This is a genomic window from Nocardia sp. NPDC059180, assembly GCF_042754945.1.
In the GTDB taxonomy this organism is placed as follows: Bacteria; Actinomycetota; Actinomycetes; order Mycobacteriales; family Mycobacteriaceae; genus Nocardia.
In genome coordinates this window covers 1-24,462 of the sequence record NZ_JBHZBU010000013.1, presented here as the reverse complement: position 1 = coordinate 24,462, position 24,462 = coordinate 1, and the positions used below count along the sequence as shown (strand labels likewise).

Here is a 24,462-nt window from a genome sequence, read left to right as displayed (position 1 = left end):
CGGCACCCCTGTCTTTGTTCAGCATTGTGTTCCCTACCGCGCCGTCGGGTGGCGGTCGGTCTGCCGCTCGGCGGCGCCGATGATATTTCGGACCATCCCGCCGAACACGATGTGATGAAACGGTGTGACCATCTTCCAGTACAAGTGTCCGGCCAGCCCGCGTGGCTGGAAGACCGCACGCTGCCAATAGCGAGCTCCCGCAATGGTTTCGGAATCGACACCGAGTTCGAGCCAGGCCAGCCCAGGTAGCTTCATCTCGGCGCGAAGTCGCAGCAGGCGTGGGCGATCGATATGCTCGACGCGCCACCAATCCAGCGCCTCACCCTCGTGCAGACGGTGCGGATGCTTCCGGCCGCGGCGCAGGCCGACCCCGCCGCTGACACGGTCGATCCAGCCGCGCAGTGACCACGCCAGCGGGAACGAATACCAGCCGTTCTCACCTCCGATCGACTCGATGACGGTCCAGAGGGTTTGCGGACTGACGTCGGTGCGTTGTTCGCGGACGTCTTCGTAGAGTGAACCACCCGACCATTCCGGATCGCTGGGCAGCGGGTCCGACGGAGCGCCTGCGGTGTCGGCATCGGACCAGCGGGTGGGAACCTGAGCATTGCGGATCCGGGTCAAAGCAAGCTCAACGGCGCGTTCATAACGGGTGAGTCCGCCATCCGGTGGGGGGATGTAGTCGCCGATGTCGTGATCGTGGCAAACAACCTCGTGCACAAGTGATTCGATCAGCGGAATGGCCAGCGCGCGGGGCACCGGGGTGACCACATTGACCCATTGCGCGGAAAGCCAGGGGGTCAGCACCGGAACCGGAAGCACCATCCGACGTGGCAGCCCGGCTACCTCAGCGTACTTCCGCATCATCGTCAGATACGTGAGGATGTCCGGCCCGCCGATATCGAAGGCTCGGTTGACGTCGAGGGGGAGGTCGACCGCGCGCACCAGATAGTAGAGAACGTCACGGATCGCGATGGGCTGGATTCGGTTGTGCACCCATCTCGGCGTGACCATGGCGGGCAATCGTTCGGACAGATAGCGCAGCATCTCGAAACTGGCCGAGCCGGAGCCGATGATCACCGCCGCGCGCAGTTCTGCGGTCGGGACACCGGAGGCGCGAAAGATTGCTCCGACCTCGGCACGGGATGCCAGATGCCGCGACAACGTGACCTCTTCGGGGACGATGCCGCCCAGGTAGATCAGGCGCCGCACTCCGGCTGACCTCGCCGTAGACGCGACGATCCGGGCGGCACACTGATCTATGTCGGTGAAGTTGCGCTGGGTCAAGGAGTGGACCAGGTAGTAGACCACCTCCTGGTCCGCGACCGCGGCACCGACGTCGTCGGCCGACATGACATCGCCACGCCTCACCTCGACGCGGTCCTGCCACGGCACTTCCGCCAGCTTCGCGGGCGTCCGGGCGACAACTCGGACCTGGTGGCCGGCCCGGACCAATTCCGGCACCAACCGTCCGCCGATGTAACCGGTCGCTCCGAAAATTACACACCTCATTGCCGATCACCGTTCCTGTTCGAAACTGCGCTGAGAGCGCTGGTGCGCACCGCCGGTCGTGACCAGCCCGCGCTACGGGCCGGGACGATCGCATCGTTTATGCATCATTCTAGAGTAGAATATGACGGAGTTCGGTTCGAATGATTCTGTGGCCTGGTGGGTGCGCGATCGCCCGACCGGCTGCCCGGTCTGTGAGGAGTCGCCGTGGGGTCAGGTGGTGCGTGCGGGCGAAGGTTGCTGACGATGACTCGGGTGGCGGCCGCTACCGCGCTCGTGTGTGCGGTGAGCGCCGCGACAGTGGCCGCGGCGCCTACTGGGGGCCGGCAACCGTTGATGCCCGTTGCGGCATTGGACGTGCAACGCTATCTCGGGACTTGGCACCAGGTCGCGGCGATTCCGCAGCCGTTCAATCTCGACTGTGCCCGTGACACGGTCGCGAACTATCAGCTGATCGACGCCAACGATGTCCGTGTCGAGAACAGTTGTGTTACCTGGTCGGGAAGCACGAACCGCATTGTCGGCAACGCGCGAGTGGTTGATCCGGTCAGCCGGGCGCAGCTGCATGTCAGCTTTCCTCGGGTCCCGTCTCGAGATTCTCTCGATGGTCCGCCCAATTACGTCGTGACGTTTGTCGCCGACGACTATTCCTGGGCGGTCGTGGGCGATCCATTGCGATTGTCCGGATTCGTGCTGTCTCGATCCACGGCCGTCGATGCGGCGCAGTGGCGTGAGATTCGAGCGGTGGTTGCCGACCGCGGCTACGACCCCTGCATTCTGCTCACCTCGCCGACCGTGGGTGGCGCGGCTGACATTCGCCCGCTCTGCACGGTGTAGGCCGATGGGGAGTTCGCGGCTGAGATAGGCGGCACGCCCGCCGGAATGCTCGGTCTGGCCCCACCGATCGTATGCATCGCTTATGCATCATTTGTGCGGTAGTGTGGTACCTCACAGGCAGAGTTCCAGTCGTCCGGCAGGGGCTGCCGAGGGGCAGCGACGGGCGGCATCGACATCTAGGAGAACGTCATGTTCCGTTCCACCCCGACACGTTCGATCGGTCTGCTGGTCAGCGTGGGTGCCGCATCGCTGTGCGCACTCGCGGGTACCGCGACCGCGAACGCGGCGCCCATGGCGTCGTGCCCGGCGCCAGGTGCGGCGGCCGTACAAGCGACTGATGGTGGGGCTGCGTGCGCGGCCGAAAGCGATGCAGGGGGCGCCGCCGCGGCCTATGGGTTCGGCGGTACCGCTGATGCGGACGCCGCGGCGACGAGTCTGTCGCTGGCGATCGCCGCAAACGGCGGCGCAGCGACATCGTCGTCGCAGTACCTGTCCGGTCCCGCCGCTATCGCGGTTGGTCCTGGGGCGCAGGTGAACACCGCCGGTGTTCGGCCCGGGCTGTCGATAGGTATCGCCGGGCCCGGAGCGGCGGTGAATGTAACCGGTACAAGCACACCGACCTGCACAGGCGGTATGGCTTTCGCCGGAGATTTCCAGACTTGGCAAGGCTGTCTATCGCTCGGCTGAGGTCGGCCGAAGCGTCCATGTCGTCCCGGGTCCGCTGGGATGGTGAAAGGGGTGGCGTTGGCCGGAGCGGGTGGTGGAGCAGACCCCGGGGCCGAACTGACTGTCAGCGCAATGGCCCGGACCCTGGGGGTTCCAGTCGCGACGTTGCGGAGCTGGATCCAGCGCTACGATCTGGGTCCCGAACGCCGACTCCCCGGTCAGCACCGCCACTTCGGGCGATCTGATGCGGCGGTACTGAGCCGTATGGCCGATCTGGTTCGCGCTGGTGTCAGTCCAGTCGACGCAGCCAGGGCCGCGCGCTCGGCCGCGGACCCGGTGCCGGTACTGGGCGAGGTGGCGCCAGTCCTCGCTGCCGCCGAGCGGCTCGATGCCACCGAATTGCTTGTGCTTGTCTCGGCGCACTTCGCACATTTCGGCGTGGTGACAACGTGGAATCGGATGTGTCGACCGGCTTTTGCCGATGTGGTGGCCGGGCAGCGGCGCGGGCGCGGGCTGATCGACGTGGAGCACGTCCTGACCTGGGCGATAACTGCTGCACTGCACCGCACTGTGCCGGTGGTGCGCAATACGAAAGGGCTCCCGCCGGTGCTCTTGGCGTGCATACCGGGAGAAGGTCATGTCTTGCCACTGGAAGCGTTGCGTGCGGCATTGGCCGAGACCGCCATCTCGGCGCTTCTGCTCGGGGCAGCGGTTCCCTATGACGCCTTGGCCGACGCCGTCGCCAAACAACCTCGCCGCCCGATCGTCCTGCTGTGGTCACACACCGGCCCCGCCGGACCGCTGCCTGATTTCGACGAGGTCCGATCACCGGCCCTGTTGCTGTTGGGTGGGCCGGGTTGGACCGGACCGATCGGACTCGCGCACGCGCGCAAAGTTCGCACATTGGAAGAAGCGGTCGACACCATCGCGGGAACAGTGCAGGCATCGGCGACTGTGGGTGGGGGTCGCCGATCAAGTGGTTTCACCGGATACGAGGACTACAGATGACATCGAACGATGCCAACAGGACTCGAGCCCTTGCCGTCGAGGCAGTGGCGGCGTGGGTGGCACCCATGTCAGACCATGGTCGCAGACGCGATATCGCGGTCGTCGGCAGCGGGGTCGCCGGCCTCACCGCTGCTTTCGCGCTGAGCAAGACAGACCGGGTCACCTTGTACGAGAAGGACACCCGACTGGGCGGCCACGCTCACACGCACGACGTGGAGTACGCGCCTGGACACTGTGTACGGGTCGATTCCGGCTTCATCGTGCACAACGATCGCACCTACCCGACCCTGCGGCGGCTGTTCGATGAGCTCGGGATACAGACGCGGAGCACCGATATGTCGATGTCTGTGCGCGCGGATCGCGTCGGACTCGAATACGCGGGGGCGAAGGGGCTTGCCGGGTTGTTCCCGACGATCCGGACCCTGGGTAAGCCACGCTACCTGGCACTGCTCGCCGAGGTTCCCAGATTCCACCGCGCGGCCTCCCGGCTGCTCGAAGTCGATGGCTCTGGCATCACCCTCGCCGAATTCCTTCGGGCCCATCACTTCGGCGACTACTTCATTGATCATTTCGTCACGCCGTTGGTCGCCGCGGTCTGGTCGTGCGACCCCAAGGCAGCGGGGGAATATCCCGCGCACTACCTGTTCCATTTCCTCGACCATCACGGGATGCTCACCGTGCACGGTTCGCCGGTCTGGCGGACAGTGGTCGGTGGTTCCGCCCGATATGTCGAGCGGGTTGCCGCACGGATCTCCGAGATCCGCACCGGTACGCCGGTGCGTGCCATTCGCGAGGACACGATGGGTGTTGTCGTCACCGATGAGGGCGGACCACGCCGCTTCGATGCCGCCGTGATCGCGACGCACCCACATCAAGCCCTGGCGATGCTCACCGAACCGTCGCCGCTGATGCGCACGGTGCTCACAGCGATGCCCTACTCGGTGAACCAGGCGCAATTGCATACCGACGAATCCGTGCTCCCCGTCGCGAAAAGGGCGCGTGCTTCGTGGAATTACCTGGTGCCGGGCGACCAACGGGATGCGGCGGGGGTGCTCGTCACCTATGACCTCACCAGGTTGATGGGCATCGACCAGGTGGCCGATCGTCGTTTCCTGGTGACATTGGGTGGGCGGCATTTCATCGATCCGGGCCGGGTGATCGCGGAAATGACCTACGAGCATCCGCTCTACACCCCGGAGTCGGTGTCTGCGCAGCTTCACCTGCCCGATATCGACTCCGACCGGCTGGCATTCGCTGGTGCCTACCACGGCTGGGGCTTTCACGAGGACGGGGCGCGCTCCGGTCTGCGCGCTGCCCGCCGGATCAGCGGCGATCGGCTGTCGGTTGATCTGGCCCCGATCCGGGCAGGTGCGTGATGGTGCCGTCTTCTGCTGCGCTCTACCTGACGCGAATCCATCATGCCCGTGCCGCCCCGGTGCGCCATTCCTTCGAGTATCGCGGTTACAGCTGGTTTTTCGACGTCGATGCGCCGCCGCGGCTCCCGCGGTTGCTCCGACCACTCGGCTATTTCCGCCCGGAGGATCACCTCGATGGCCCTGCGGACAATCTGCGAGACCGCGTGATCGGCCTGCTCGAAGATCGCGGCATCGATAGTCGGATCGGGCGCATCAACGCCCTTATGAGCGCACGAGTGCTCGGCTACGTTTTCGATCCGCTCACCGTGTTCTGGTGCCACGGCATTGACGGCAGCTCGAACTGCGTGGTGGCCGAGGTGCACAACACCTACGGGCAACGCCACGCCTACATCTTGCACCCCGACGATGAGGGGTACGCGGAGGTGGACAAGCAGTTCTACGTCTCACCGTTCCACGACCTGGAAGGCCGCTACTACCTTCGATTGCCCGAACCCGCAGAAACTCTCGCGATCCGGATCACCTTGCAGCGCGCTGACCAGCCGCCATTTCGCGCCGTCATGACCGGCCATCCGATTCCGGTGACACCCCGAAACCTGCTGCGAGCCCACGTGCGCACGCCCTTCGCGCCGTGGCTCACCGCAGCCCGCATCCGCCGACAGGGGATGGCGCTGTGGGCGCGGGGGGTACCGCTGCGGCCCAGACCCCATATCAATTCATCGCCAAGGACGACATCGTGATCAACTCCTGTCTCGATGAGTCGACTCATCACCGGCTCGTGCTCCCACCGCCCAATGGGTGGCGTGCTCGTGTCGGTGCACGCGCTGCCGCCATGGTTTTCGCTCGTGCCGTCGCACGGCTGCCGGTGCGGGTCGAGTTTCCGGATGGCACCGTTGCCGGCGCCGGATCCGACGACGATCCGCTGCCGCGCATGATCATCGGTGATCCTGCCGCGTTCTTCTCGCGGCTCGGTACCACTGGCCTGATCGGCTTCGGCGAGTCGTACACCGTCGGTGAATGGACATCGCCCGACCTCGCGAGCGTGCTGACGGTCTTCGCGGGACAGCTGCCCCGTTTGATCCCGCCGCCATTGCAGCGGTTGCGATCAGTGCTGTTGCCACGGCCACCATCTGCCGCCGCGGGCACCGTCGATAGCGCCAGATCGAACATCGAACGCCACTACGACCTCTCGAACGAGATGTTCCAGGCGTTTCTGGACGAGACGATGACCTACTCATGCGCGTTGTTCGACCCGGCCGACATCGCGGCCGGGCCGGTCTCCTGGGACCGGCTGGCAGATGCTCAGCACCGAAAGATCGACGCGATATTGGATGCGGCCGGTGTCGGATCGGGAACCAGATTGCTCGAAATCGGCACCGGATGGGGTGAGCTGTGCGTGCGTGCCGCGGCGAGGGGTGCATCGGTCCACTCCGTGACTCTGTCCACTCAGCAGTTGGAGCTGGCGCGCCGTCGCGTCGCCCGAGCCGGCTACGCACATGCGGTGACGCTCGAGCTGTGCGACTACCGCAGCATCCGGGGAAGCTACGACGCGATCGTGTCGGTGGAAATGCTCGAAGCGGTCGGATACCGATACTGGCGAACCTATGTCGAATGTCTGAACAGATTGCTCGACCCCGGCGGGCGCATCGCCCTACAGGTGATCACGATGCCGCACGATCGCATGCTCGCCAGCCGTAACACTTACACCTGGATACAGAAGCACGTCTTCCCCGGCGGTTTCCTGCCCTCCACCGAGGCGATCGAATCCACCCTCGCCCGCTACACGCCGCTGCGGGTGTGTGGCCGCGCCGGATTCGGGCCGCATTATGCGGAGACTCTCCGGCTATGGCGGGAGCGCTTCGACAGTCGTGCCGACGAGATCGCCAATGTGGGATTCGATGCCACATTCCGCCGACTGTGGCGGTTCTACCTGGCCTACTCCGAGGCCGGATTCCGTTCCGGATACCTCGACGTCCAGCACTTCGTCCTCGAGCGGAACCGGGAGTTGACATGACAGTCGCCGCGCGCCTCGAGTCGGTCCTTCGGCCGATGCTTCATGGCCCACTCCCGATTCGGTTGGTGGCATGGGACGGCAGTGTCGCAGGGCCGTCCCATGCACCACGCGTGATCGTGGGCAGTCCACGCGCTCTGCGCCGGATTCTGTGGCATCCGGGTGAATTGGGTGCCGCACAGGCATACGTCACCGGAGAGATCGACGTCGAGGGGGATCTGGGCGAAGCGCTGAGTGTGGTGTGGCGAGCCGCCCTCGGGCGATCCGCTCCCGATGTGCGGTGGAGCGACATCGCCAGGGTGGCCGGGGCTGCAGCACGCCTCGGGGCCGTGGGCACTCGGCTGCCCGCCCCCGAGACACAGGTAAACCTGCGCGGCCGCCGAAATACGCGTGCCCGGGACCGGGCTGCGATCAGACATCACTATGACATTTCCAACGACTTCTACGCACTGCTGCTCGACCCCGCGATGACCTACTCGTGCGCCTACTTCACCCGCGGTATCCCCGAGGACCCCCGGCAGGCCGCCGCCGCCCTGGATGAGGCCCAGCTGGACAAGCTCGATCTGGTGTGTCGCAAGCTCGACCTTTCGCCGGGCATGCGACTGCTCGATGTCGGTTGTGGATGGGGAGCGCTCGCTCTCCACGCGGCCGAACACTATGACGTCGATGTAGTCGGATTGACGATCTCCGGCGAGCAACAGCGCTACATCGCGAGGAAAGTAGCCGAACGAGGTCTCGCGGGTCGGGTCGAGGCCAGGCTTCTCGATTACCGCGACCTCAGCGACACCGGATTCGACGCGGTTGCCTCGCTCGAGATGGGCGAGCACGTCGGACAGCGAAACTACCTCGGCTATGCCAGAACCCTGCATGCTGCCGCCGCGCCGGGTGCTCCGGTGCTGATCCAGCAGATGTCACGCCACGGCAGGCATCCGGGTGGCGGCCCCTTCATCGAAGCGTTCATCGCATCAGATATGGCGATGCGGCCGGTCGGCGACACCTTGGGGCTGCTCGAAGCAGGTGGGCTCGAGGTACGGGGTGTCCAGGCGCTGCGCGAGCACTACGTATGGACCGCCCGCGCGTGGCTGCACCGGTTGGATGGCAGGTGGGATGACGCGGTGCGGTTGCTCGGCGTTGAGGGTGCGCGAACCTGGCGGCTCTATCTGGCCGGTGGCGCACTCGCATTCGAGCACGGTCGGATGGGAGTCGACCAGATTCTGCTGCGTAGGCCGAGTACGACCGTGCTCGGTTCACCACCGACTGTGAGAGCGGTGCGGGTGCGATGAACCTGGTTCTGGTCGGGCTGTCTGCACTGGTCGCCCTCGCTATTGCCCAGGCGGTGACGTATCTTGTCGCGCGCCGTCTCGGCCGCTACAACGTCGTGGACGTGACGTGGGGACTCGGGTTTGTGCTCGTCGCGATGGTTGCGGCGGCGATCGGGGATGGTTCGCCGGTTCGGAAGGCTCTCATGCTCGCGCTGGTCGCCATCTGGGGGCTGCGGTTGAGCCTGCATCTGCAGCGTCGGACCGCCGGTCGAGGCGACGACCCGCGATACGTTGCGCTGCTGGATCGCCACGGACAACGGCCGAGTACTGCCCTAGCGCGCATCTTCCTGCCCCAGGGACTCACCCAATGGCTGGTGTCGCTGCCCGTTCAGGTCTCCGCAGCCGCCGACGCGACGTCCGGCGTGGGTTGGGTGGCGGTCGGTGTGGGTGTGCTGGTGTGGTCTGTGGGGATCGCCTTCGAGGCCGTCGGCGACTATCAGCTCACCCGATTCCGTGCGAACCCCCGGAATCGGGGAAGGGTAATGGATCGTGGGCTCTGGGCGTGGACCAGACATCCGAACTATTTCGGTGATTGTTGCGTCTGGTGGGGGATCTGGCTGGTCGCTGCGAGTTCCTGGCCAGGCGTGCTGACAATTGTCGCGCCGTTGGCGATGACCTACCTGTTGGTCTACGGCACGGGTGCGCGATTGCTCGAACACACCATGCGTGACCGTCCCGGGTATCGCGACTACCAACGCCGCACCGCGTATTTCTTCCCGATGCCGCCGCGCCGCCGGCTCGGGGATATCTGACCCGATCAGGCGGACCGCGTCGCCGGCGCCGGGCCGAAAGTCGATTCGAAATAGTGAATGAAATCGTCCCTCGAGGCGGGGAATCCGGCGTAACCGAGATAGCCGTCGGGTCGGACGACATATAAGGCGCGAGGTCCCGCGTGGTACATGCGGGCGAAGTCGCCGTCGCGATCACGAATGACCGGCACGTTCGTCGGCCGGACTCTGGCTTCGGGTGCGGCGATGAGGTAGGTGTCCAGTCGGCCACCGGTCACTTCCCGGGTCATGTCGACGCAGCCTTCGATCTCATCGAGCGCCGATTCGTCGCAGCTGGCATCCACATACGCGAGAACAGTGTGGTCGGGCCCAGCGAGCAGGGTGAACAGCCGGAACGGGGAGGTCACCGCCTCTCGGGTCAGTCCGGTCGCGTCAGGTGCACGGCTGCCGGCGGTGGGCGTCGGTGATCCGGCGGCAGAAGGCGTCACGATGGGGCTGTCGCGGTAGTCGATCAGCAGCTGGGCCTCGCGGCGCAGGACGTAGTCGGCGTCCGTTTCGCCGGCCCCTATGCCTTCCCTGGCGTCGCGCACGGTGCGGCCGACCACTTCCTCCCCGACGGGTCTGCGTTCGGTGTCGTAGCTCGCCAACAGCTCGGGTGCGGCCGTCCCGGCGACGGCCAAGGCGAGCTTCCAGGCAAGATTGTGGGCATCCTGGATGCCGGTGTTCATGCCCTGCGCGCCTGTGGGTGGATGGATATGGGCGGCATCGCCGGCGACGAAAACTCGTCCACGGCAATAGGAGTCGACGATGCGGTGGCTGATCCGGAACATCGAGGACCAGCGCAGGTGCGACGCTGTGGTCGGCTCGGGCGCCAGCCGGTCCAGCACGGCCTGGATGTCGGAGAGTTCGGGACCGGGTCCGCTGCCGATTCCGTGCTGCACTCCGCCGGTCGCGGCGGTCTCGAGCTCCGCGGGCACCCGCATCGACACCCGGTAGCGGTTGCGGCCGGGTAGCGGGATGCACACGAGGACGTCGTCGGTGACTCCGTCGGTCTGGTGCATCGCCCGCACGCCGAAGCCGCGCGGCTGTGCCCAGTCCAGTTCCACGTCGCCGAGCATGTACTGCTCGGCGAAGGCCGCACCCTCGAACGTCAGGCCGAGTGCTTTGCGGACGGTGCTGTGTGCCCCGTCGCAACCGACCACGTACCGCGCCCGGACGGTGTGCTCACCATCGGGCCCGGTGAGCACGGCATCGACGCCGTCCTCGTCCTGAGTAAACCCGACGAGCTCGGTGCCGCGCTCTATGCGCGTCCCCGTCGACTCCAATCGTTGCCAGAGAATGCGCTCGGTCTCGTACTGGGGGATTCCGATGAAACCGAACGGCACATCAGGTGGCAACGTCAGATCCAGCCGCTCGGCCTCGACCCCGTTGATGAAGACCAACTGCCCGTGCAGCCTGATCGCGGCGTCGAGGATATCCCGGAGCACGCCCATCGACTCGAACAGTTCCAGCGTGCGGGGTTGAATTCCGACCGCCTTCGCATACTGCGGTGGAACGGCCAGCTTGTCCACGATCCGGCAGCGCACACCCCGCCTGGACAACTCGACGGCCGCGGCCGATCCCACCGGACCGGCGCCGACGATGAGGACATCGGTGTCGAACATGCGCCATCACCTCGTAGTGGAGGAATCCGCGTCAGTGTCGGTTGCTGATCGTACGCCGACCGGACAGCGATCACGCGGTGTTCTCGGTTGCGGCTCCTGCATCGATCGGGGACACCATGCCGGTCACGTGCGCTCTGGCGTCGTCGGCCAGGAACAGCACGCTGCGAGACACCTGCTCCGGTCCGATCGCGGCGATCGGCAGAATATGGCCGCGTCTTTCGGACGAGGCCATATCTGGGTTCGGCAAACTAATTGCGGTTGAGTAGTTTTCGCATGGCGTGTGCCGCGCCTTCGACGAGTCGATCGCGTGGGAATCCGCTGCGCTGCTCGGCCGCGGCATAGTTGCCGCCGGCGACCCAGACCGGACCGTCGGCGAGATGTTCGAGACCTTCCCGTGCGACGTCGCCGGGTTCGGCGACGAGCATGCCCGGAATGTCGAAATTCAGCCCGGCGCGTTCCATGGCCGGTGTGCGGGTGACACCGAGAACCAACTCGACGACGTGCACGCCACGTGGCCGCAGCTCGAGCCAGAGACCTTCGGCGAACACCCGGCTGAATGCCTTGGCGGCAGCGTAGATGCTCTGATGTTCGGAACCCATATAGCCGGCCAGCGACCCGAGCAAGACGATTCCGCCGCGGCCCCGTGCCGTCATGCCCGCAACGAAGTGGTGTGCGAGCTCCAGCTGCCGGTCGATATTGAGCGTGATGATGCCCCGGAATCCGGTCAGATCACCGGTGACGAACTCGTGCCCGTAGCTATTGGCTCCTGCGTTGAAGATCAGCAGGCCGACCTCGATATCGGCGGTGGCCGAACGGATCCGGTCCACCGCGTCGGCGTCGAGGAGATCCAGCGCCAGCGTCCGTACCTCGACGCCATTGGCGCGTACCGTCGCCGCGGTGTCCTCGAGCGGACCCGGCTTGCGGGCGATGAGCACCAGATTCAGGCCTGCCTCGCTCAGCTGCTCGGCAAAAGCTGCGCCCACGCCCTCGGATCCGCCTGCGATCACGGCCCACGGGCCGTACTGGTTCGTGTCGATCATGAATGAGACTGAACCACGAAGGCTGCTCGCGAGCGTAGGCCGTGCCGCGTGGTGCGTCCGCGCCGACGAAGATCTGCGATGATGAGGACCTGGCGTCCGCACATGCCGTGAGATGTCGCGTTGACGTGGTCGGACGGCGTGATCTCACTGAGCGGACGGACCGGACCGAACGTGGCGCTAGCCGGGCAGCATCGATCCCGACGGTGAGGGGTTGGACGAGGAAGGGGAAGCGATGCCGAGAATCGCCGAAGCGCGCGATGCTGCGGCACCGAGCTCGACCGAGCAGCATGCCCGAGTCCAGCGCATACTCGAGGCCGCTGTCGCCCTCGCCACCGAGCACGAACTCGAACGAGTCCAGATGAACGAGGTGGCCAAGCTCGCAGGCGTCGCGGTCGCCACGTTGTATCGCTACTTCCCATCGAAGACCCACCTGTTCGTCGCGGTCATGGTCGATCAGATCGATCAGATGAGCGCGGGGTTCGCGCGCCGCCCGCGTCCCGGGTTGAGCGCCACCGCCGGAGTACACGACACCCTGGTTCGGGTGGTGCGGGCGCTGTTGCGCCGCCCGCTGCTGGCCAACGCGATGATCCAGTCCAACGGTGCCGCGAAGGCCGCGCTCGTCCCCGACACGGCGCGTGTCGAGCGGAATTTCCGGCAATTGCTCTACGACGCAGCAGGTATCGAGGAGGCGACCGAGCGGGACGCCACACTGGTGCGAGTGCTGATCCACGCGGCCTTCGGTGTCATCCAGTCCTGCCTGAACGGGCGAATCACGGTCCCCGACGCCGAGCAGGACCTGCGGGTCATGTGCGACCTCCTGCTCGCCGAATGGCCGGAATCGTTCACATAGCGAACCGCGGGCGATGAGAAGGTGATCGCTTGCCGCGCCGGCTTCCCGGTGGCGTTGCGCGGCAACGCTTCCACAGTGATCTGCCACCTCGAACCGTCCGCCGGGGCCGGTCATCCAGGCGATGGTGGCCTCGATTCGAGGCTGCGCGATCGGTGCTGGTGGTGCCGCGATGGTGGCCGTCTCCGGCAATCCCTACCACTGAGCGAGACTGCGAACCCGCCGGGCTGTGCTCCGTGGCTAGCGTTCGGGCATCACCACGAAGGAAGGCATATGACGACTCTCTCCGTCGTGCGCACGACGATCGCCGAGATGCTGCTCGATCGGCGCGGGGACGAACACCTCGGGGTCCGTACCCGCGAACGAGACTGGACCTGGGACGAGGTGGTTCGCGAGAGCGCCGCGCGCGGTGAGCTTGCCCGAAGGCTGCGTCGTGACGGACCGTTCCACATCGGGATCTTCCTCGACAACGTTCCCGATTTCCTGTTCTGGCTCGGCGGTGCCGCGCTGACCGGCGCGACCATCGTCGGCATCAACCCGACGCGCGGGGCCGCCGAGCTGGAAGCGGAGATCCGCTATGTCGATTGCCAGCTGATCGTCACCGACAGCGCGGGTATGTCACGGCTGCGGCAGCTCGATCTGGGACTGGACGACGATCGGATCCTGGTGATCGACCGACCCGGCTATGCCGAGTTGGTCGAGCGTCATCGGGTCGCCGATCCGGCAATGATGCCCTCGGTCGATTCCTCGTCGCTGTTCCTGCTGCTGTTCACCTCTGGTACGACCGGCGCGTCGAAGGCCGTCAAATGCAGTCAGGGCAGATTGTCCCGGCTGGCATATGCCATCGGCGAGAAGTACCACCACCATCGCGGCGACGTCGACTACTGCTGTATGCCGCTGTTCCACGGCAACGCGCTGATGGCGCTGTGGGCACCCGCGCTCGCCAACGGCGCCACCGTCTGCTTGACCAGAAAGTTCTCCGCGTCCGGGTTCCTGCCCGACGTCAGGTATTTCGGGGCGACGTACTTCACCTACGTCGGTAAGGCCCTCGGCTACCTGATGGCCACTCCGGAGTTGCCCGACGATGCCGGCAACACCCTGGTGCGCGGATTCGGGACCGAGGCCTCGCCGGAGGACCAGGCCGCGTTCGTCCGTCGCTTCGGCGCGGTGCTGTACGAGGGCTACGGGTCCAGCGAGGGGTCGGGTTCGGTGGTCCTCGATCCCGCCGCTCCCGAGGGCGCCCTCGGCCGGCCGGCGCATGCGGGGATCGCGGTGGTGAACCCCGACACGCTCGCCGAATGTGCGCGCGCGATTCTGGACGAACACGGTCGAGTGCTGAACCCGGGCGAGGCGATCGGCGAAATGATCAACAAAGCCGGCGCGAACGCGTTCGAGGGCTACTACAAGAACGACGCCGCCGACGCCGACCGGATCAGACACGGCTGGTACTGGACCGGCGACCTCGGGTACATCGACGAAGCGGGATTCCTCTACTTCGCCGGCCGCAAGGGTGACTGGATTCGCGTCGACGGCGAAAACATCTCGGCCTTGACGATCGAACGCGTGCTGCGCAGGCACCCGCAAGTGATCGCGACCGGTGTCTACGCCGTACCCGATGCGCGGTCGGGAGATCAGGTGATGGCTGCTGTCGAAATGGAATCTCATGCGGTGTTCGATCCGCAGGAATTCGCGGACTTCCTTTCCAACCAACCGGATCTCGGCAGCAAAGCCACGCCGCGATTCATCCGGGTGTCGACGAACCTGCCGGTGACGGGCTCGAACAAGGTCCTCAAACGCGACTTGCGGGCGCAGTCGTGGCGCTGCGACGACCCGGTATTCCGATGGGTGGGGCGGGGTGCACCGGCCTATCACCCGATGTCGCGCACGGACAAGGACGATCTCGTCCGTGAGTTTCAGATCGCGGGAAGACAGCGGCTCCTGTAGGGACCACCCCACCTGAGGGCGGCGGCGTCGTCAGCCCTACCGCGGTCGTATTTTCTGGTCGGGTCCGATGGCGGATTTCTGACCGGGCAACGATTCGCCTCGATGGTGGGCAGACGCGAGTGTCATGAAAGAGCGTGTACCCCAACGGTATTGGGGCACACGCTCTATCGCAATGTGATGCAGCCGTCATCGGCCATGAGCGTCTGGCCGGTCATGCACCGGGTGTCGCGACCGGCGCCGCTGGTGAGGGTCGCGATCTTGCCGTCCAGTCTCATGCCTGCGCTTCCGGATCGCCGGTGGCCATTGCGAACTTCTCCAATTCGGCGACGCTGTACGCGGAATACGTTTCGTAGCGACCGCGACCCGAGAAGTAGGGCGTCAGTTGGCCGTCGAGTTCCTCGAGAGTGAAGGCCCCGCCCGCGGCGTCGAAGCGCTGCTCGACCCGCGGCGCCTCCATGAGTGCGACGATCTTGCCGTAGACGACGAACACTTGGCCGTTGATCTCGTCGGAGGCAGGGGACGCCAGGTAGTTGACCAGGGTGGCGACCCGTTCGGGTGCGAGCGGATCCAGCCCGTCGGTGCTGTGGTCGGTGAAGGTCTCGGCGGTCATCGCGGTCCGGGCGCGCGGGCAGATCGCATTGGCGCGCACGCCGTAGCGCGAAAGGCCCTGGGCCGTCGACAAGGTGAGTGCGGTGATGCCCGCTTTGGCGGCCGAGTAATTCGGCTGCCCGGCCGCTCCGAACAGAAATGCCTCCGACGACGTATTGATCACTCGCCCGTACACGGGGCCCTCGGCCGCCTTGCTCGCTTGGCGCCAGTGCACCGCGGCCGCGCGGGAGGTGGCGGCGTGGCCCTTGAGGTGGACGCGGATGACGTCGTCCCAATCGGATTCGGTGAGGTTGAAAATCATCTTGTCGCGCAGGATTCCGGCATTGTTGACCAGCACGTCCAGCGAGCCGAAGGTGCTGACCGCGGTGTGTACGAGACGCTCGCCGAGTGCCCAGTCCGAGACGTCGCCCGTGACCGCGACCGCCTGCCCGCCTGCACCGGTGATCTCGTCGACAACCTCATGTGCGGCCGATCCCATGTCATTGACCACCACCGCAGCTCCAGCGGCAGCGAGGCCGAGCGCCTCGGCCCGCCCGAGCCCCGCTCCGGCGCCGGTCACGATCGCCGTGCGGCCGCCGAGGGTCAATTGTTCAGCCATATCGAACTCCCTGATTCGTTGAGATTTGTGCCAGTCCGATGTTACCTTGAAACAAGAATTCCTTTCATTTTTTGCCTTCTACCAGCCTCTGAGCAGCGCAGTTGGAGGAATCGATGACTATCATTGATTCAGGAGATGTCACCAGGGTTCCGAAAAGGGATCTGCCACCGTCGATGGTCGAGCGCATGACGTTGATCCTCGATGCCTTCGACGGTCGCGCCTCGCGACTGACTCTGGAAGAAGTCGCCGGACGCTCCCGGCTGCCCCGTTCCACGGTCCACCGCATCCTGCATCAGCTCGTGCAACTGAACTGGGTCGAGCACGCGGCCTTCGGCTACTGCCTGGGTGGACGCGCGCTCGGATTGGGTGGTGGCGACGGTGGACGCGGCGAGATCCGCGCCGCCGCAGCGCCACTGCTGCACGAGCTGCACCTACAGACCGGCATGGTGGTGCACCTGACGGTGCTCGAGGGGGGTGAGAGCCTCTACCTCGACAAGGTCGGCGGACGTTTCGCCGCCCAGTTCCCGTCGCGGGTCGGCGGACGCGGGCCCGCCTACGCCACCGCGGGTGGAAAGTCGATTCTGGCGTTGCTGCCCCCGGAGACCGTCGAATGCCTCTACCGTCGTCCGTTGCGTGGCTATACCGATCGCACGATCACAAGTCTGTCGGCGCTGCATGTCGAGCTCAATCGGATCAGGCAGCGCAACGGCCTCGCCCTCGAGCGGGGTGAATCGGTGCGCGGAGTCGCTTGTGTCGGCGCGGCGGTTCGCGGCCCGGACGGCCCCGTCGCCGGGCTCTCGTTATGCGGTGACATGCGCACCGCGCGACTCGAGCGGGTCGCACCGCTGGTGGTGGACGCGGCCCGTGAGGTGTCGCTGTCGCTGTATCCGGATCAGGAGGGACGGCGCCGCAGAGGAAGCGCTGGGACATCGAACAACTGCTCACACCTCATGCCCGCCGACCGCTTGGTGCGCGCGTGATCAACAGGAAGAAGTGACCATGGGTCAGGTATTGGACAGGATCGAAGCCTACGCGGAGGAGATCCGCGCCGAGGGCGTCGAGGGCGACAAGCTCATGCGATTGTCCGACAAGTCGGCGCAGCGGCTGCGCGAATCGGGAGCGATCCGGATGCTGCAGCCCAAGGAACACGGCGGCCTCGAATGTCATCCGCGCGAATTCGCCGAAACCACGATGGCGATCGCCGCGATGGACGGCGCGGCGGGCTGGGTCACCGGCATCGTCGGCGTCCATCCGTGGGAGCTCGCCTTCGCCGACCCCAAGGTGCAGGAAGAGATCTGGGGCACCGACCAGGACACCTGGGTCGCCTCCCCGTACGCGCCGATGGGCGTGGCCACGCCGGTCGATGGCGGGTACCGGCTCACCGGTCGGTGGTCCTTCTCCTCGGGCACCGATCACTGCCGGTGGGCCTTCCTAGGGGCGCTGCTCGGTGATGCGGAGGGCAAACCTGCGATGCCCCCGACGCCCATGCACGTGATCCTGCCCAGGTCCGACTACGAGATCGTCGAGGACTCCTGGGATGTGATCGGGCTACGAGGTACCGGCTCGAAGGACTTGATCGTCAGAGACGCCTTCATTCCCTCCTACCGCACGCTGCTGGCCTCGGAGGTCATGGACGGGACCGCCGTACAGCGGGCCGGACGCACCGAGACGCTGTACCGAATGCCGTTCTCCTGCATGTTCCCGCTGGGCATCACCTCCGCGGTGGTCGGGATCGCCGAAGGTGCGCTGGCATGTCATATCGCCGCACAGAAGGAGCGGGTCGCCGTGACCGGGGTCCCGATCAAAGAAGACCCGTATGTGCTGTTCGCGATCGGAGATGCGGCTGCCGAGATCGCAGCCTCGCGCGCGGCCCTGCTGGAGACCGTGGACCGGTTCTGGGACAAGACCGATAAGGGCCTCGACATCAGCTTCGAGGAGCGAGCGATCGGCAGGCGCACGCAGACCGCTGCCGCGTGGCGCGCGGCACGGGCCGTGGATGAAATCTTCGCCCGATCCGGCGGCGGTGCACTGCATTACAAGTTCCCGATGCAGCGGTTCTTCCGTGACATCCACGCTGGATTGGCGCACGCCATTCATGTGCCCGGTTCGATCTTCCATGCTTCGGCGCTGACCCAGCTCGGTGGAGAGCCCAAGGGAGTCCACCGCTCGATGATCTGACTAAGCGGCAGACAGGAATCGTGGCCCGCCGTCGATCGACGTTCGCCCGTTCACCGTGCCGACCGGCGCCGCGGTGTGGCAGAAGATCGGCAGCTTGGAAACCGGGAAATACGCCGATCTCACGGTGCTCTCCGCGAACCCGCGGACGACACCAACCGAACAACTGCGTGATCTCCAGGTCGAAGCGACGTTCCTGATGGGCAGGCAAACCCACGGCGACGCACTCGCGTGAACATCGCCGGGGCTCATCGGTTCCGGTGACCGCTCCCGGTAGTGCGAACTACTCTCCGGCAGTCGCCAGTTCCGCTACCGCGACGTCGACGAGGTCGGCGATTGCGGCAGGCTGGGAGGCGAGTGAGGCGTGGCTCGCGTCGAGTTCGACGACCCTGCGCGGGTTCATCCGCTGCGCCATGCGCCGTTCGTTGTCCGGGTTGATCATCCGATCCTGGGTGGAGACTTGGTACCAGGTGGGTTTGACCTTCCACGCGGGCGCGGTGACGGTATCGCCGAACGTCGAGCCGACCGGTGCCTTCTGTGTCACCGCCATGACCAGCGCTTCGTCCTCGGACAGATCCTGGGCGAAGCTCTCACGGAACTTGTCCTGCGCGATCCACAGGTATCCATCGGAATCGGGCGCGATGTTGGCGAACGCCGCGGGCGGTAGTTCCTCGCTGATCTGGCCCGGGCTCTCGCCGGCGTCGGGCGCGAACGCCGCCACATAGACCAGGCCGACCACATTGGGCCGGTCACCGGCCTCGGTGATCACCGCCCCACCGTACGAGTGGCCGACCAGTAGCACCGGGCCATCTACCTGGTCGATCATCTGACGGGTGCGGGCGGCATCGTCGCCGAGGGAGGTGAGTGGATTCTCCACTGCACGCAATTTGTCGTATCCGCGGTTGCGCAGTTCGACGATCACCTTGGCCCAATGGGCCGCGCCGCCCCAGAATCCGTGCACCAGAACGATCGTGGGTTTCGTAGTCATGTCGCCTTCTCGGGGTCGTCGGAATGTTTTTGTCGGCCGGACTGCCCAGCGCCCGGCCCGCAGAGCCGAAATCGACTACGGTGGGCTCTACCACGGTATGCCTCCTGGCCCTCCGGGCTGCGGATCGTCCGCTCCTTTCAGCCGAACGCCCATCAGGCGTGATCGGTCGCCGTCGTGGAGCCACGCGGGGCGCGGGAGGTGCGCAGATCTTCCGGACGTAGGTGCCAGCATGGTGATCATGGACGAGCACGAGGTGATCGTGGGAGGGCCGACGTTGTCGACGGCCGACGTATCGCCGCGCGAGTCGTTCGAGAAGTGGGCGTCGATCATGAGCGAGTCGGTTGTTCCCTGTTCGATGGAGCCGCTCGGTGATGGGACTTTCTATGGGGCACTCACTCCGGCAGTGGTGTCGGAGGAGTTGTCGATCGCGGTCACTGTCAATTCGCCCGCGATTGCGCGGCGAAACCACCGGCATATTGCGAGAACGCCTGCGCCCTACGTGGTTGCCGGTCTCGTTCTCTCGGGCACATCCGATCTCGCATGCGGTGGCCGGTACCTCCGCGCACCCGCCGGAACGATGTTCATCGTCGACGGAGAGTTGCCGCAGGAAGCGCGGACCACCGAATACAAGGGGTTGATGATCCGGGTATCGAAGGACGCCCTCATTCGGTCGGCGGGTCTGGGCGAGGACGATTTCCCGGCGGCAACGGTGCTGGAGCCGGTTGCCCACGGAGCGTTGGTCATCGACTATTTCCGTCGGCTGGTGACCTTGCCGCCGGAATCGCTGCGCGCCACACCCCTGCTGAATGCCGGAGTCGAGATCCTCGGGGCCGCGTTGGCACTCGGCGGCGGCCGCGACCCGATTGCTCCGGCCGGGCAGGTCTTCGATCGTGAGGTGATCGTGAAATATCTGCGCGAGCGGTTGAGCGACCCGGCGTTGAATACCGAGCGCCTCGCGCAGCTGTGCGGGGTCTCGCGCCGGAAGCTGTTCCGTGCTCTCGGTGACGACGTGGGCGGGCCGATGGCGCTGTTGCGTCGCATGCGGACAGAACGCGCGTGCGAACTGCTGATCGCGGCACCCGACCGGACGGTGGCATCCATTGCCAGAGCCTGCGGATTCACCGGCGACCGCAACTTCTATCGGGTATTTCGTGGCGAAACCGATATGACCCCCGCCGAATACCGGGAGAGCGTGCTGTCCGCACCCGTGTGAGGTGCCGATGAGTGCCCGATCAGCGGAGAAAATCTTCCTTGTGATCCCGTGACAGCTCCGGTCGCTGATAAGTTGCTGATGTCAGTGGTCATGACAGTTCGATCTCATCGATGCCTTTTCTGGTGATCTAGGTTGTACCGTTCAATTCCCAGTTCAGACGTACTTCGAGCAAGTGACCGGAGGGGCGATCATGGCTGATGTTGCGCGTTTGCTGAATTCTCCTACGGGGCGTGGAAGTTATCCGCGCCCGGCGGCCGATCACCCGTTGGGCGCCGTCGCTTTGACAACCGGTGGATTGATGTTGGCGGCAGCCGCGCTGAGCATGGTCGGTCCGTTGTGTGCGGCGCTGCTGATCGTGCGCAGCGGCGGCGGTCCCTCCGATGCGGCCGCGACGACGCCGCTGGTGCTGCTGACGGTGGCGGTGACGGTGGCAGTGACAGCCGCGACGGGCCTGTTCGTGGCTGCCTGGCGCCGCGCGCACGAGCCTGTACCCGCCGAATCACGGCGCAGCGTCGGGCCGCGATCGCGGCCTGGTCCCGGCCTCGGACGTGCGCTGTGAACGTCACGGGTCTCGGCGCTGCGCCGACCACCAGTGTCGATTGCCGGCTTCTCCAGGTGCTGGCGGTCGTCGAGGACGAATCACGGTGCCGGGCAGTGACGGGTCTACTGCTGGATCGGGGTCGCAGGCGCTGGTCGGGCCGCCGGGATTGTGTCCACTTCCCGCCGTTGCAACGTTGGTGCGCCGTCGAACCCGGATATCTGGACGGCACCGAGATGTTGCCCGCCGACATCATCGGTGCGGCAGCCGCTGGGCGCATACCGGACACCCGCGATCTCGCGCAGGCCCTGCGAGCAATAGTGGTGCTGCACTCCGGGTGCCCGGCACGTGTCCAGCCGACTGCGCTCCCGAACGACCGCTCCGGGGCGCTGTCGGCCTCACCGCGCCGCGGTTTCCTGCTCTCGATCTACGGCCTCGACGAGGATGACATCGAGCTCGCAGAAGGGCTGGTAGAGGCGTGTGTGTCGGTCGGCGCGCTGGCCGAGCTCGAACGGTTCTCGCGGTGGTTGCCGGTGCCCCTGGCCGGACAGCGCACCGCCCGGTTCGACCGGATGCGTCCGTCGGCTGCGGCCGCGTAGGCCGCAGCGGCGTCGGCCGGGCCGGCACGTCGGGCATGCGGCACGAACCGTCGGTGGCCGCTGTCGGGCTGACGGTCTGGATGCCATTTGTATTACGACCTGGTGTGCGCGCGTCCGAATTCGTGCCGTGCGCACGGTCTGGTTGTAGGGTCTGGTCCGCCTCAGAATCGCGGAGTGAGGTTTGGTGACCGACTACCAGACAAGGGGACCCGGTGATTGCCATAGACCAGAGTTTGCGGACCGAACAGCGCGGTGACGGCACGTGGCGGGCCTGGTATGTGGATTCGGAGTGGATGGCGGACGGTTTCTCGAAGCAGGAAGCCGTCGCGGCTGCGCAGCAGCTTCGTCGTCGAGACATCGGGGCCTGACCCGGGGGCCATTGGCTATGTAGCCAGAAGATCATTCTCGCCGCTGTGACTCTTCCAGTGTCTGTTGCACCGGCCCGGACTCGCGTGCTCGCCCGGCTATGTTCGCCCGGACGACTGCACGGCGAGAGGCGTACCGGGATGACGACTGGCACCGAAACGAAGCTGGAGCAACTGCGCGGGGTGCTGGCCACCGCGGCCGAGCCGGCGGGTGCCGCGGGTATCGCCAAACGCGAGCAGAAGGGGATTCCGAGCGCGCGAACTCGCGTGCAGGCCCTGCTCGATCCGGGAACCTTCTCCGAGATCGGCGGTCTGGTGCGCAATCCGCGCGACGCCGACGCCATGTACGGCGACGGTGTGGTGACGGGGCATGGACGCATCGACGGCAGGCCGGTCGTGGTGATCGCCCACGATCAGACCGTGTACGGCGGCTCGGTCGGAGAAATGTTCGGGCGCAAGCTCACTCATATCCTGCGGTTCGCCTACGAAAAGGCGTGCCCGGTGGTGACGATCAACGACTCCGGCGGCGCCCGGATTCAGGACGCCGTCGCTTCCCTGGCGTGGTTCGCGCATATGAGCCGGTGTCAGGAGCGGCTGTCCGGGTTCGTGCCGCAGGTGTCGATCATGCTGGGCAAATGCGCGGCCGGAGCGGTATACGGGCCGATCAATACCGATGTGCTGGTCGCGACCGGGAAAGCGCATATGTTCGTCACCGGCCCCGAGGTGATCAAGGCTGTCACCGGGGAGGACGTGACGGCCGAAGAGCTCGGCGGCGCGGAGGTGCAGGCCCGCAACGGTGTGATTCACCAGGTCTGCGAGACCGAGCAGGACGCCTTCGATTGGGCGCGTAAGTATCTGAGTTATTTACCGTCGAGCTGTGTCGAAGAGCCACCGATTGTCAATCCGGGACTCGAGCCCGAGATCACCGCGTACGACCTCGAATTGGAATCCATTATCCCGGACTCCGACCGCGAGGGGTACGACATGCACGAGATCCTGCTGCGGATTTTCGACGACGGCGACTTCCATGAGATACGGGCCGCCAGCTCACCCAATTTGATCACCGGGTTCGCCCGGATCGACGGGCGTCCGGTCGGGGTCCTCGCCAATCAACCACTGGTCCTCGGCGGTGCCCTGGATGCGAAATGCTCTGATAAAGCTACCTATTTCATCCGGTTGTGCAATGCGTTCAACCTGCCATTGATCTTCGTGGTGGATACGCCGGGGATCTTGCCTGGCGTCGAGGAAGAACGTAATGGCGTCATCATTCGCGGTGGCCGGGTTCCGCGCGCCATCATCGAGGCGACCGTTCCGATCATCAATCTGGTCGTGCGCAAAGTGTACGGCGGCGCTTACGGATTCATGGCGTGCAAACAGCTCGGTGCCGACATCAGCTTCGCCTGGCCGACCGCCCGGATCGCGGTGATCGGTGCCGAAGGTGCGGTCGATATCGTCGGACGGCGGCAGCTGCAACAGGTCCCGGCCGAGCAGCGGGCCGCGGTGCGCGAGTTCATGATCGAGCAGTACAACGCCACCGTCGCCACCCCATATGTGGCTGCCGAACGCGGCTACATCGATGCGGTCATCGAGCCGTCGACGACGCGGCTGGAGTTGCGGCATGCGTTGCGGCTGTTGCGCGACAAGGCGGCGACGGTGGAGTTCAACCCGCGCAAGCACAGCTTGTATCCCATGTGAGTTCTCCAGGTTCGCGATAGTTCAGGACCAGGGTCACCTCGCACTCGGCGCCAGCGCCCGGACATGGGTATGCCCACCGAGTGGGCAGGGCCTGTGCCACTCGGTGGGCATCCGCCGGTTCACCTCCGGACGGAACTGGCGCGGGTCACCTGTTCGTCCAGGGGCGCGGCGGCCGGGCTACCCGCCGGGCCGGTCGCCGGAGTCGGTGTCGATCCGGTCCGGTGGGTGCCGGTCTGGGGGGTTAGAGGGAGCCGCCTCCGCCGATGAGCCAGGGGTTGAAGGTGCATTGCAGTTGCGGGAACTGGACTGGGTCGAGGGCGTTGAGTGCGATCGACAGGGCGCGTGGGGAATACATCATGGTGAGGTGGTCGGAGATGTCTTGTTCGCAGCCGTCTTGGAGGGTGATGTTGCGGACGGTGGCGCCGGGGCCTGGTTGCAGGAAGGTCAGGTCGTAGGGGTTGGTGATCTCGTCGTAGCGGGAGCCGACGATGGTGTAGTCGACGCCGGGGACGGTGTCACCGCCGGCGTTGAGTTGGTTGACGAAGTCGGAGCCGATGGTCTGCTGGATACCGGCGTGGCCGACGAAGATCTCGATGAACCCGAGGATGTCGATACCGAGGTTGTTGATCATGCGTCCCAGGGCGCCGATGCCGTCGAGGCTGGTGCCGTGGTGGGTGGCGCCGTAGGTGATGAGGTTTTTCACCTTCGCCGCACCGCCGTCGAACTTGGTGTA

At 65.7% G+C, this 24,462-nt stretch carries 23 protein-coding genes and 2 pseudogenes; 18 read left to right on the top strand and 7 right to left on the bottom strand.

Translation table 11 applies throughout. The features are described 5' to 3' along the window. Nucleotides 1-33 precede the first annotated feature (33 nt). The gene (locus tag ACFXNW_RS29375; protein ID WP_379421060.1) at nt 34-1,512 is read right to left on the bottom strand and encodes an SDR family oxidoreductase; all 1,479 of its coding nucleotides are present in this window, start codon (nt 1,510-1,512) and stop codon (nt 34-36) included. A 243-nt stretch (nt 1,513-1,755) separates the two neighbouring features. On the opposite strand from ACFXNW_RS29375, the gene ACFXNW_RS29370 reads away from it, so the two are divergent. The 8 genes from ACFXNW_RS29370 (at nt 1,756) to ACFXNW_RS29335 (ending at nt 9,478) form a co-directional block, all read left to right on the top strand. Then, nucleotides 1,756-2,346 (top strand): lipocalin family protein, encoded by a 591-nt coding sequence (locus tag ACFXNW_RS29370; protein WP_379421059.1) that lies wholly within the window; start codon nt 1,756-1,758, stop codon nt 2,344-2,346. A 189-nt stretch (nt 2,347-2,535) separates the two neighbouring features. Further along, nucleotides 2,536-3,033 carry a DUF6764 family protein gene (locus ACFXNW_RS29365; protein WP_379421058.1) on the top strand — a complete coding sequence of 166 codons (498 nt, stop codon included), beginning with the start codon at nt 2,536-2,538 and terminating at the stop codon, nt 3,031-3,033. A gap of 111 nt (nt 3,034-3,144) precedes the next feature. Continuing rightward, entirely contained in the window at nt 3,145-4,020 is an 876-nt protein-coding gene (locus ACFXNW_RS29360; protein WP_379421057.1) for a MerR family transcriptional regulator, read from the top strand. Nucleotides 4,021-4,085: 65 nt separating this feature from the next. Next, entirely contained in the window at nt 4,086-5,396 is a 1,311-nt protein-coding gene (locus ACFXNW_RS29355) for an NAD(P)/FAD-dependent oxidoreductase (RefSeq protein WP_379421056.1), read from the top strand. Continuing rightward, nucleotides 5,396-6,133 carry a DUF1365 domain-containing protein gene (locus ACFXNW_RS29350; protein ID WP_379421055.1) on the top strand — a complete coding sequence of 246 codons (738 nt, stop codon included), beginning with the start codon at nt 5,396-5,398 and terminating at the stop codon, nt 6,131-6,133. Before ACFXNW_RS29355 ends, ACFXNW_RS29350 begins: the two co-directional genes overlap by 1 nt. Beyond that, nucleotides 6,133-7,407: a class I SAM-dependent methyltransferase gene (locus ACFXNW_RS29345; RefSeq protein ID WP_379421103.1), complete on the top strand. Its 1,275-nt coding sequence runs from the start codon at nt 6,133-6,135 to the stop codon at nt 7,405-7,407. The genes ACFXNW_RS29350 and ACFXNW_RS29345 overlap by 1 nt, the downstream gene beginning before the upstream one ends. Beyond that, a complete protein-coding gene (locus ACFXNW_RS29340) occupies nt 7,404-8,687 on the top strand; it encodes a class I SAM-dependent methyltransferase (protein WP_379421054.1) in 1,284 nt (427 codons plus the stop codon). Before ACFXNW_RS29345 ends, ACFXNW_RS29340 begins: the two co-directional genes overlap by 4 nt. Next, nucleotides 8,684-9,478, top strand: coding sequence for a DUF1295 domain-containing protein (locus tag ACFXNW_RS29335; RefSeq protein WP_379421053.1), 795 nt, complete (start codon nt 8,684-8,686; stop codon nt 9,476-9,478). Before ACFXNW_RS29340 ends, ACFXNW_RS29335 begins: the two co-directional genes overlap by 4 nt. A 5-nt stretch (nt 9,479-9,483) precedes the next feature. On the opposite strand, the gene ACFXNW_RS29330 is transcribed toward ACFXNW_RS29335, so the two are convergent. The 3 genes from ACFXNW_RS29330 to ACFXNW_RS29320 form a co-directional block, all read right to left on the bottom strand. Beyond that, a complete protein-coding gene (locus ACFXNW_RS29330) occupies nt 9,484-11,118 on the bottom strand; it encodes an FAD-dependent monooxygenase (protein WP_379421052.1) in 1,635 nt (544 codons plus the stop codon). A 70-nt stretch (nt 11,119-11,188) separates the two neighbouring features. After that, nucleotides 11,189-11,350: a hypothetical protein gene (locus tag ACFXNW_RS29325; protein ID WP_379421051.1), complete on the bottom strand. Its 162-nt coding sequence runs from the start codon at nt 11,348-11,350 to the stop codon at nt 11,189-11,191. A 16-nt stretch (nt 11,351-11,366) separates the two neighbouring features. Then, nucleotides 11,367-12,158: an SDR family NAD(P)-dependent oxidoreductase gene (locus ACFXNW_RS29320; RefSeq protein WP_379421050.1), complete on the bottom strand. Its 792-nt coding sequence runs from the start codon at nt 12,156-12,158 to the stop codon at nt 11,367-11,369. A gap of 232 nt (nt 12,159-12,390) precedes the next feature. Between ACFXNW_RS29320 and ACFXNW_RS29315 the strand changes: the two genes are divergently transcribed. After that, nucleotides 12,391-13,008 (top strand): TetR family transcriptional regulator, encoded by a 618-nt coding sequence (locus tag ACFXNW_RS29315; protein ID WP_379421049.1) that lies wholly within the window; start codon nt 12,391-12,393, stop codon nt 13,006-13,008. Between the two features lie 270 nt (nt 13,009-13,278). After that, complete coding sequence (locus ACFXNW_RS29310) at nt 13,279-14,949, top strand: AMP-binding protein (RefSeq protein ID WP_379421048.1); 1,671 nt, start codon at nt 13,279-13,281, stop codon at nt 14,947-14,949. Between the two features lie 271 nt (nt 14,950-15,220). Here the strand turns inward: ACFXNW_RS29310 and ACFXNW_RS29305 are convergent, their stop codons facing one another. Then, nucleotides 15,221-16,156 (bottom strand): 3-oxoacyl-ACP reductase, encoded by a 936-nt coding sequence (locus tag ACFXNW_RS29305; protein ID WP_379421047.1) that lies wholly within the window; start codon nt 16,154-16,156, stop codon nt 15,221-15,223. A 113-nt stretch (nt 16,157-16,269) separates the two neighbouring features. Between ACFXNW_RS29305 and ACFXNW_RS29300 the strand changes: the two genes are divergently transcribed. The 3 genes and pseudogenes from ACFXNW_RS29300 to ACFXNW_RS29290 all read left to right on the top strand — a co-directional run. Continuing rightward, nucleotides 16,270-17,136, top strand: a complete 867-nt coding sequence (locus ACFXNW_RS29300) for an IclR family transcriptional regulator (RefSeq protein WP_379421046.1) — start codon at nt 16,270-16,272, stop codon at nt 17,134-17,136. 19 nt (nt 17,137-17,155) lie between these two features. Further along, entirely contained in the window at nt 17,156-18,334 is a 1,179-nt protein-coding gene (locus ACFXNW_RS29295; RefSeq protein WP_379421045.1) for a hydroxylase, read from the top strand. 70 nt (nt 18,335-18,404) lie between these two features. Then, a pseudogene (locus ACFXNW_RS29290) lies at nt 18,405-18,566 on the top strand (amidohydrolase family protein); the annotation flags it as partial. Between the two features lie 48 nt (nt 18,567-18,614). Here ACFXNW_RS29290 and ACFXNW_RS29285 read toward each other — a convergent pair. Next, complete coding sequence (locus ACFXNW_RS29285) at nt 18,615-19,319, bottom strand: alpha/beta hydrolase (RefSeq protein ID WP_379421044.1); 705 nt, start codon at nt 19,317-19,319, stop codon at nt 18,615-18,617. A 229-nt stretch (nt 19,320-19,548) separates the two neighbouring features. Here ACFXNW_RS29285 and ACFXNW_RS29280 point away from each other — a divergent pair, with 229 nt between their 5' ends. From ACFXNW_RS29280 to ACFXNW_RS29260, 5 genes are all read left to right on the top strand, one after another. Next, nucleotides 19,549-20,532: a helix-turn-helix domain-containing protein gene (locus ACFXNW_RS29280; protein WP_379421043.1), complete on the top strand. Its 984-nt coding sequence runs from the start codon at nt 19,549-19,551 to the stop codon at nt 20,530-20,532. Nucleotides 20,533-20,722: 190 nt separating this feature from the next. Then, a complete protein-coding gene (locus ACFXNW_RS29275; protein ID WP_379421042.1) occupies nt 20,723-21,091 on the top strand; it encodes a hypothetical protein in 369 nt (122 codons plus the stop codon). Between the two features lie 95 nt (nt 21,092-21,186). After that, complete coding sequence (locus tag ACFXNW_RS29270) at nt 21,187-21,669, top strand: hypothetical protein (RefSeq protein ID WP_379421041.1); 483 nt, start codon at nt 21,187-21,189, stop codon at nt 21,667-21,669. 212 nt (nt 21,670-21,881) lie between these two features. Then, nucleotides 21,882-22,037 carry a hypothetical protein gene (locus tag ACFXNW_RS29265; protein WP_379421040.1) on the top strand — a complete coding sequence of 52 codons (156 nt, stop codon included), beginning with the start codon at nt 21,882-21,884 and terminating at the stop codon, nt 22,035-22,037. A gap of 138 nt (nt 22,038-22,175) precedes the next feature. Next, complete coding sequence (locus tag ACFXNW_RS29260; RefSeq protein WP_379421039.1) at nt 22,176-23,729, top strand: acyl-CoA carboxylase subunit beta; 1,554 nt, start codon at nt 22,176-22,178, stop codon at nt 23,727-23,729. 241 nt (nt 23,730-23,970) lie between these two features. Here the strand turns inward: ACFXNW_RS29260 and ACFXNW_RS29255 are convergent. Next, nucleotides 23,971-24,462: pseudogene (locus tag ACFXNW_RS29255) on the bottom strand (lipase); the annotation flags it as partial.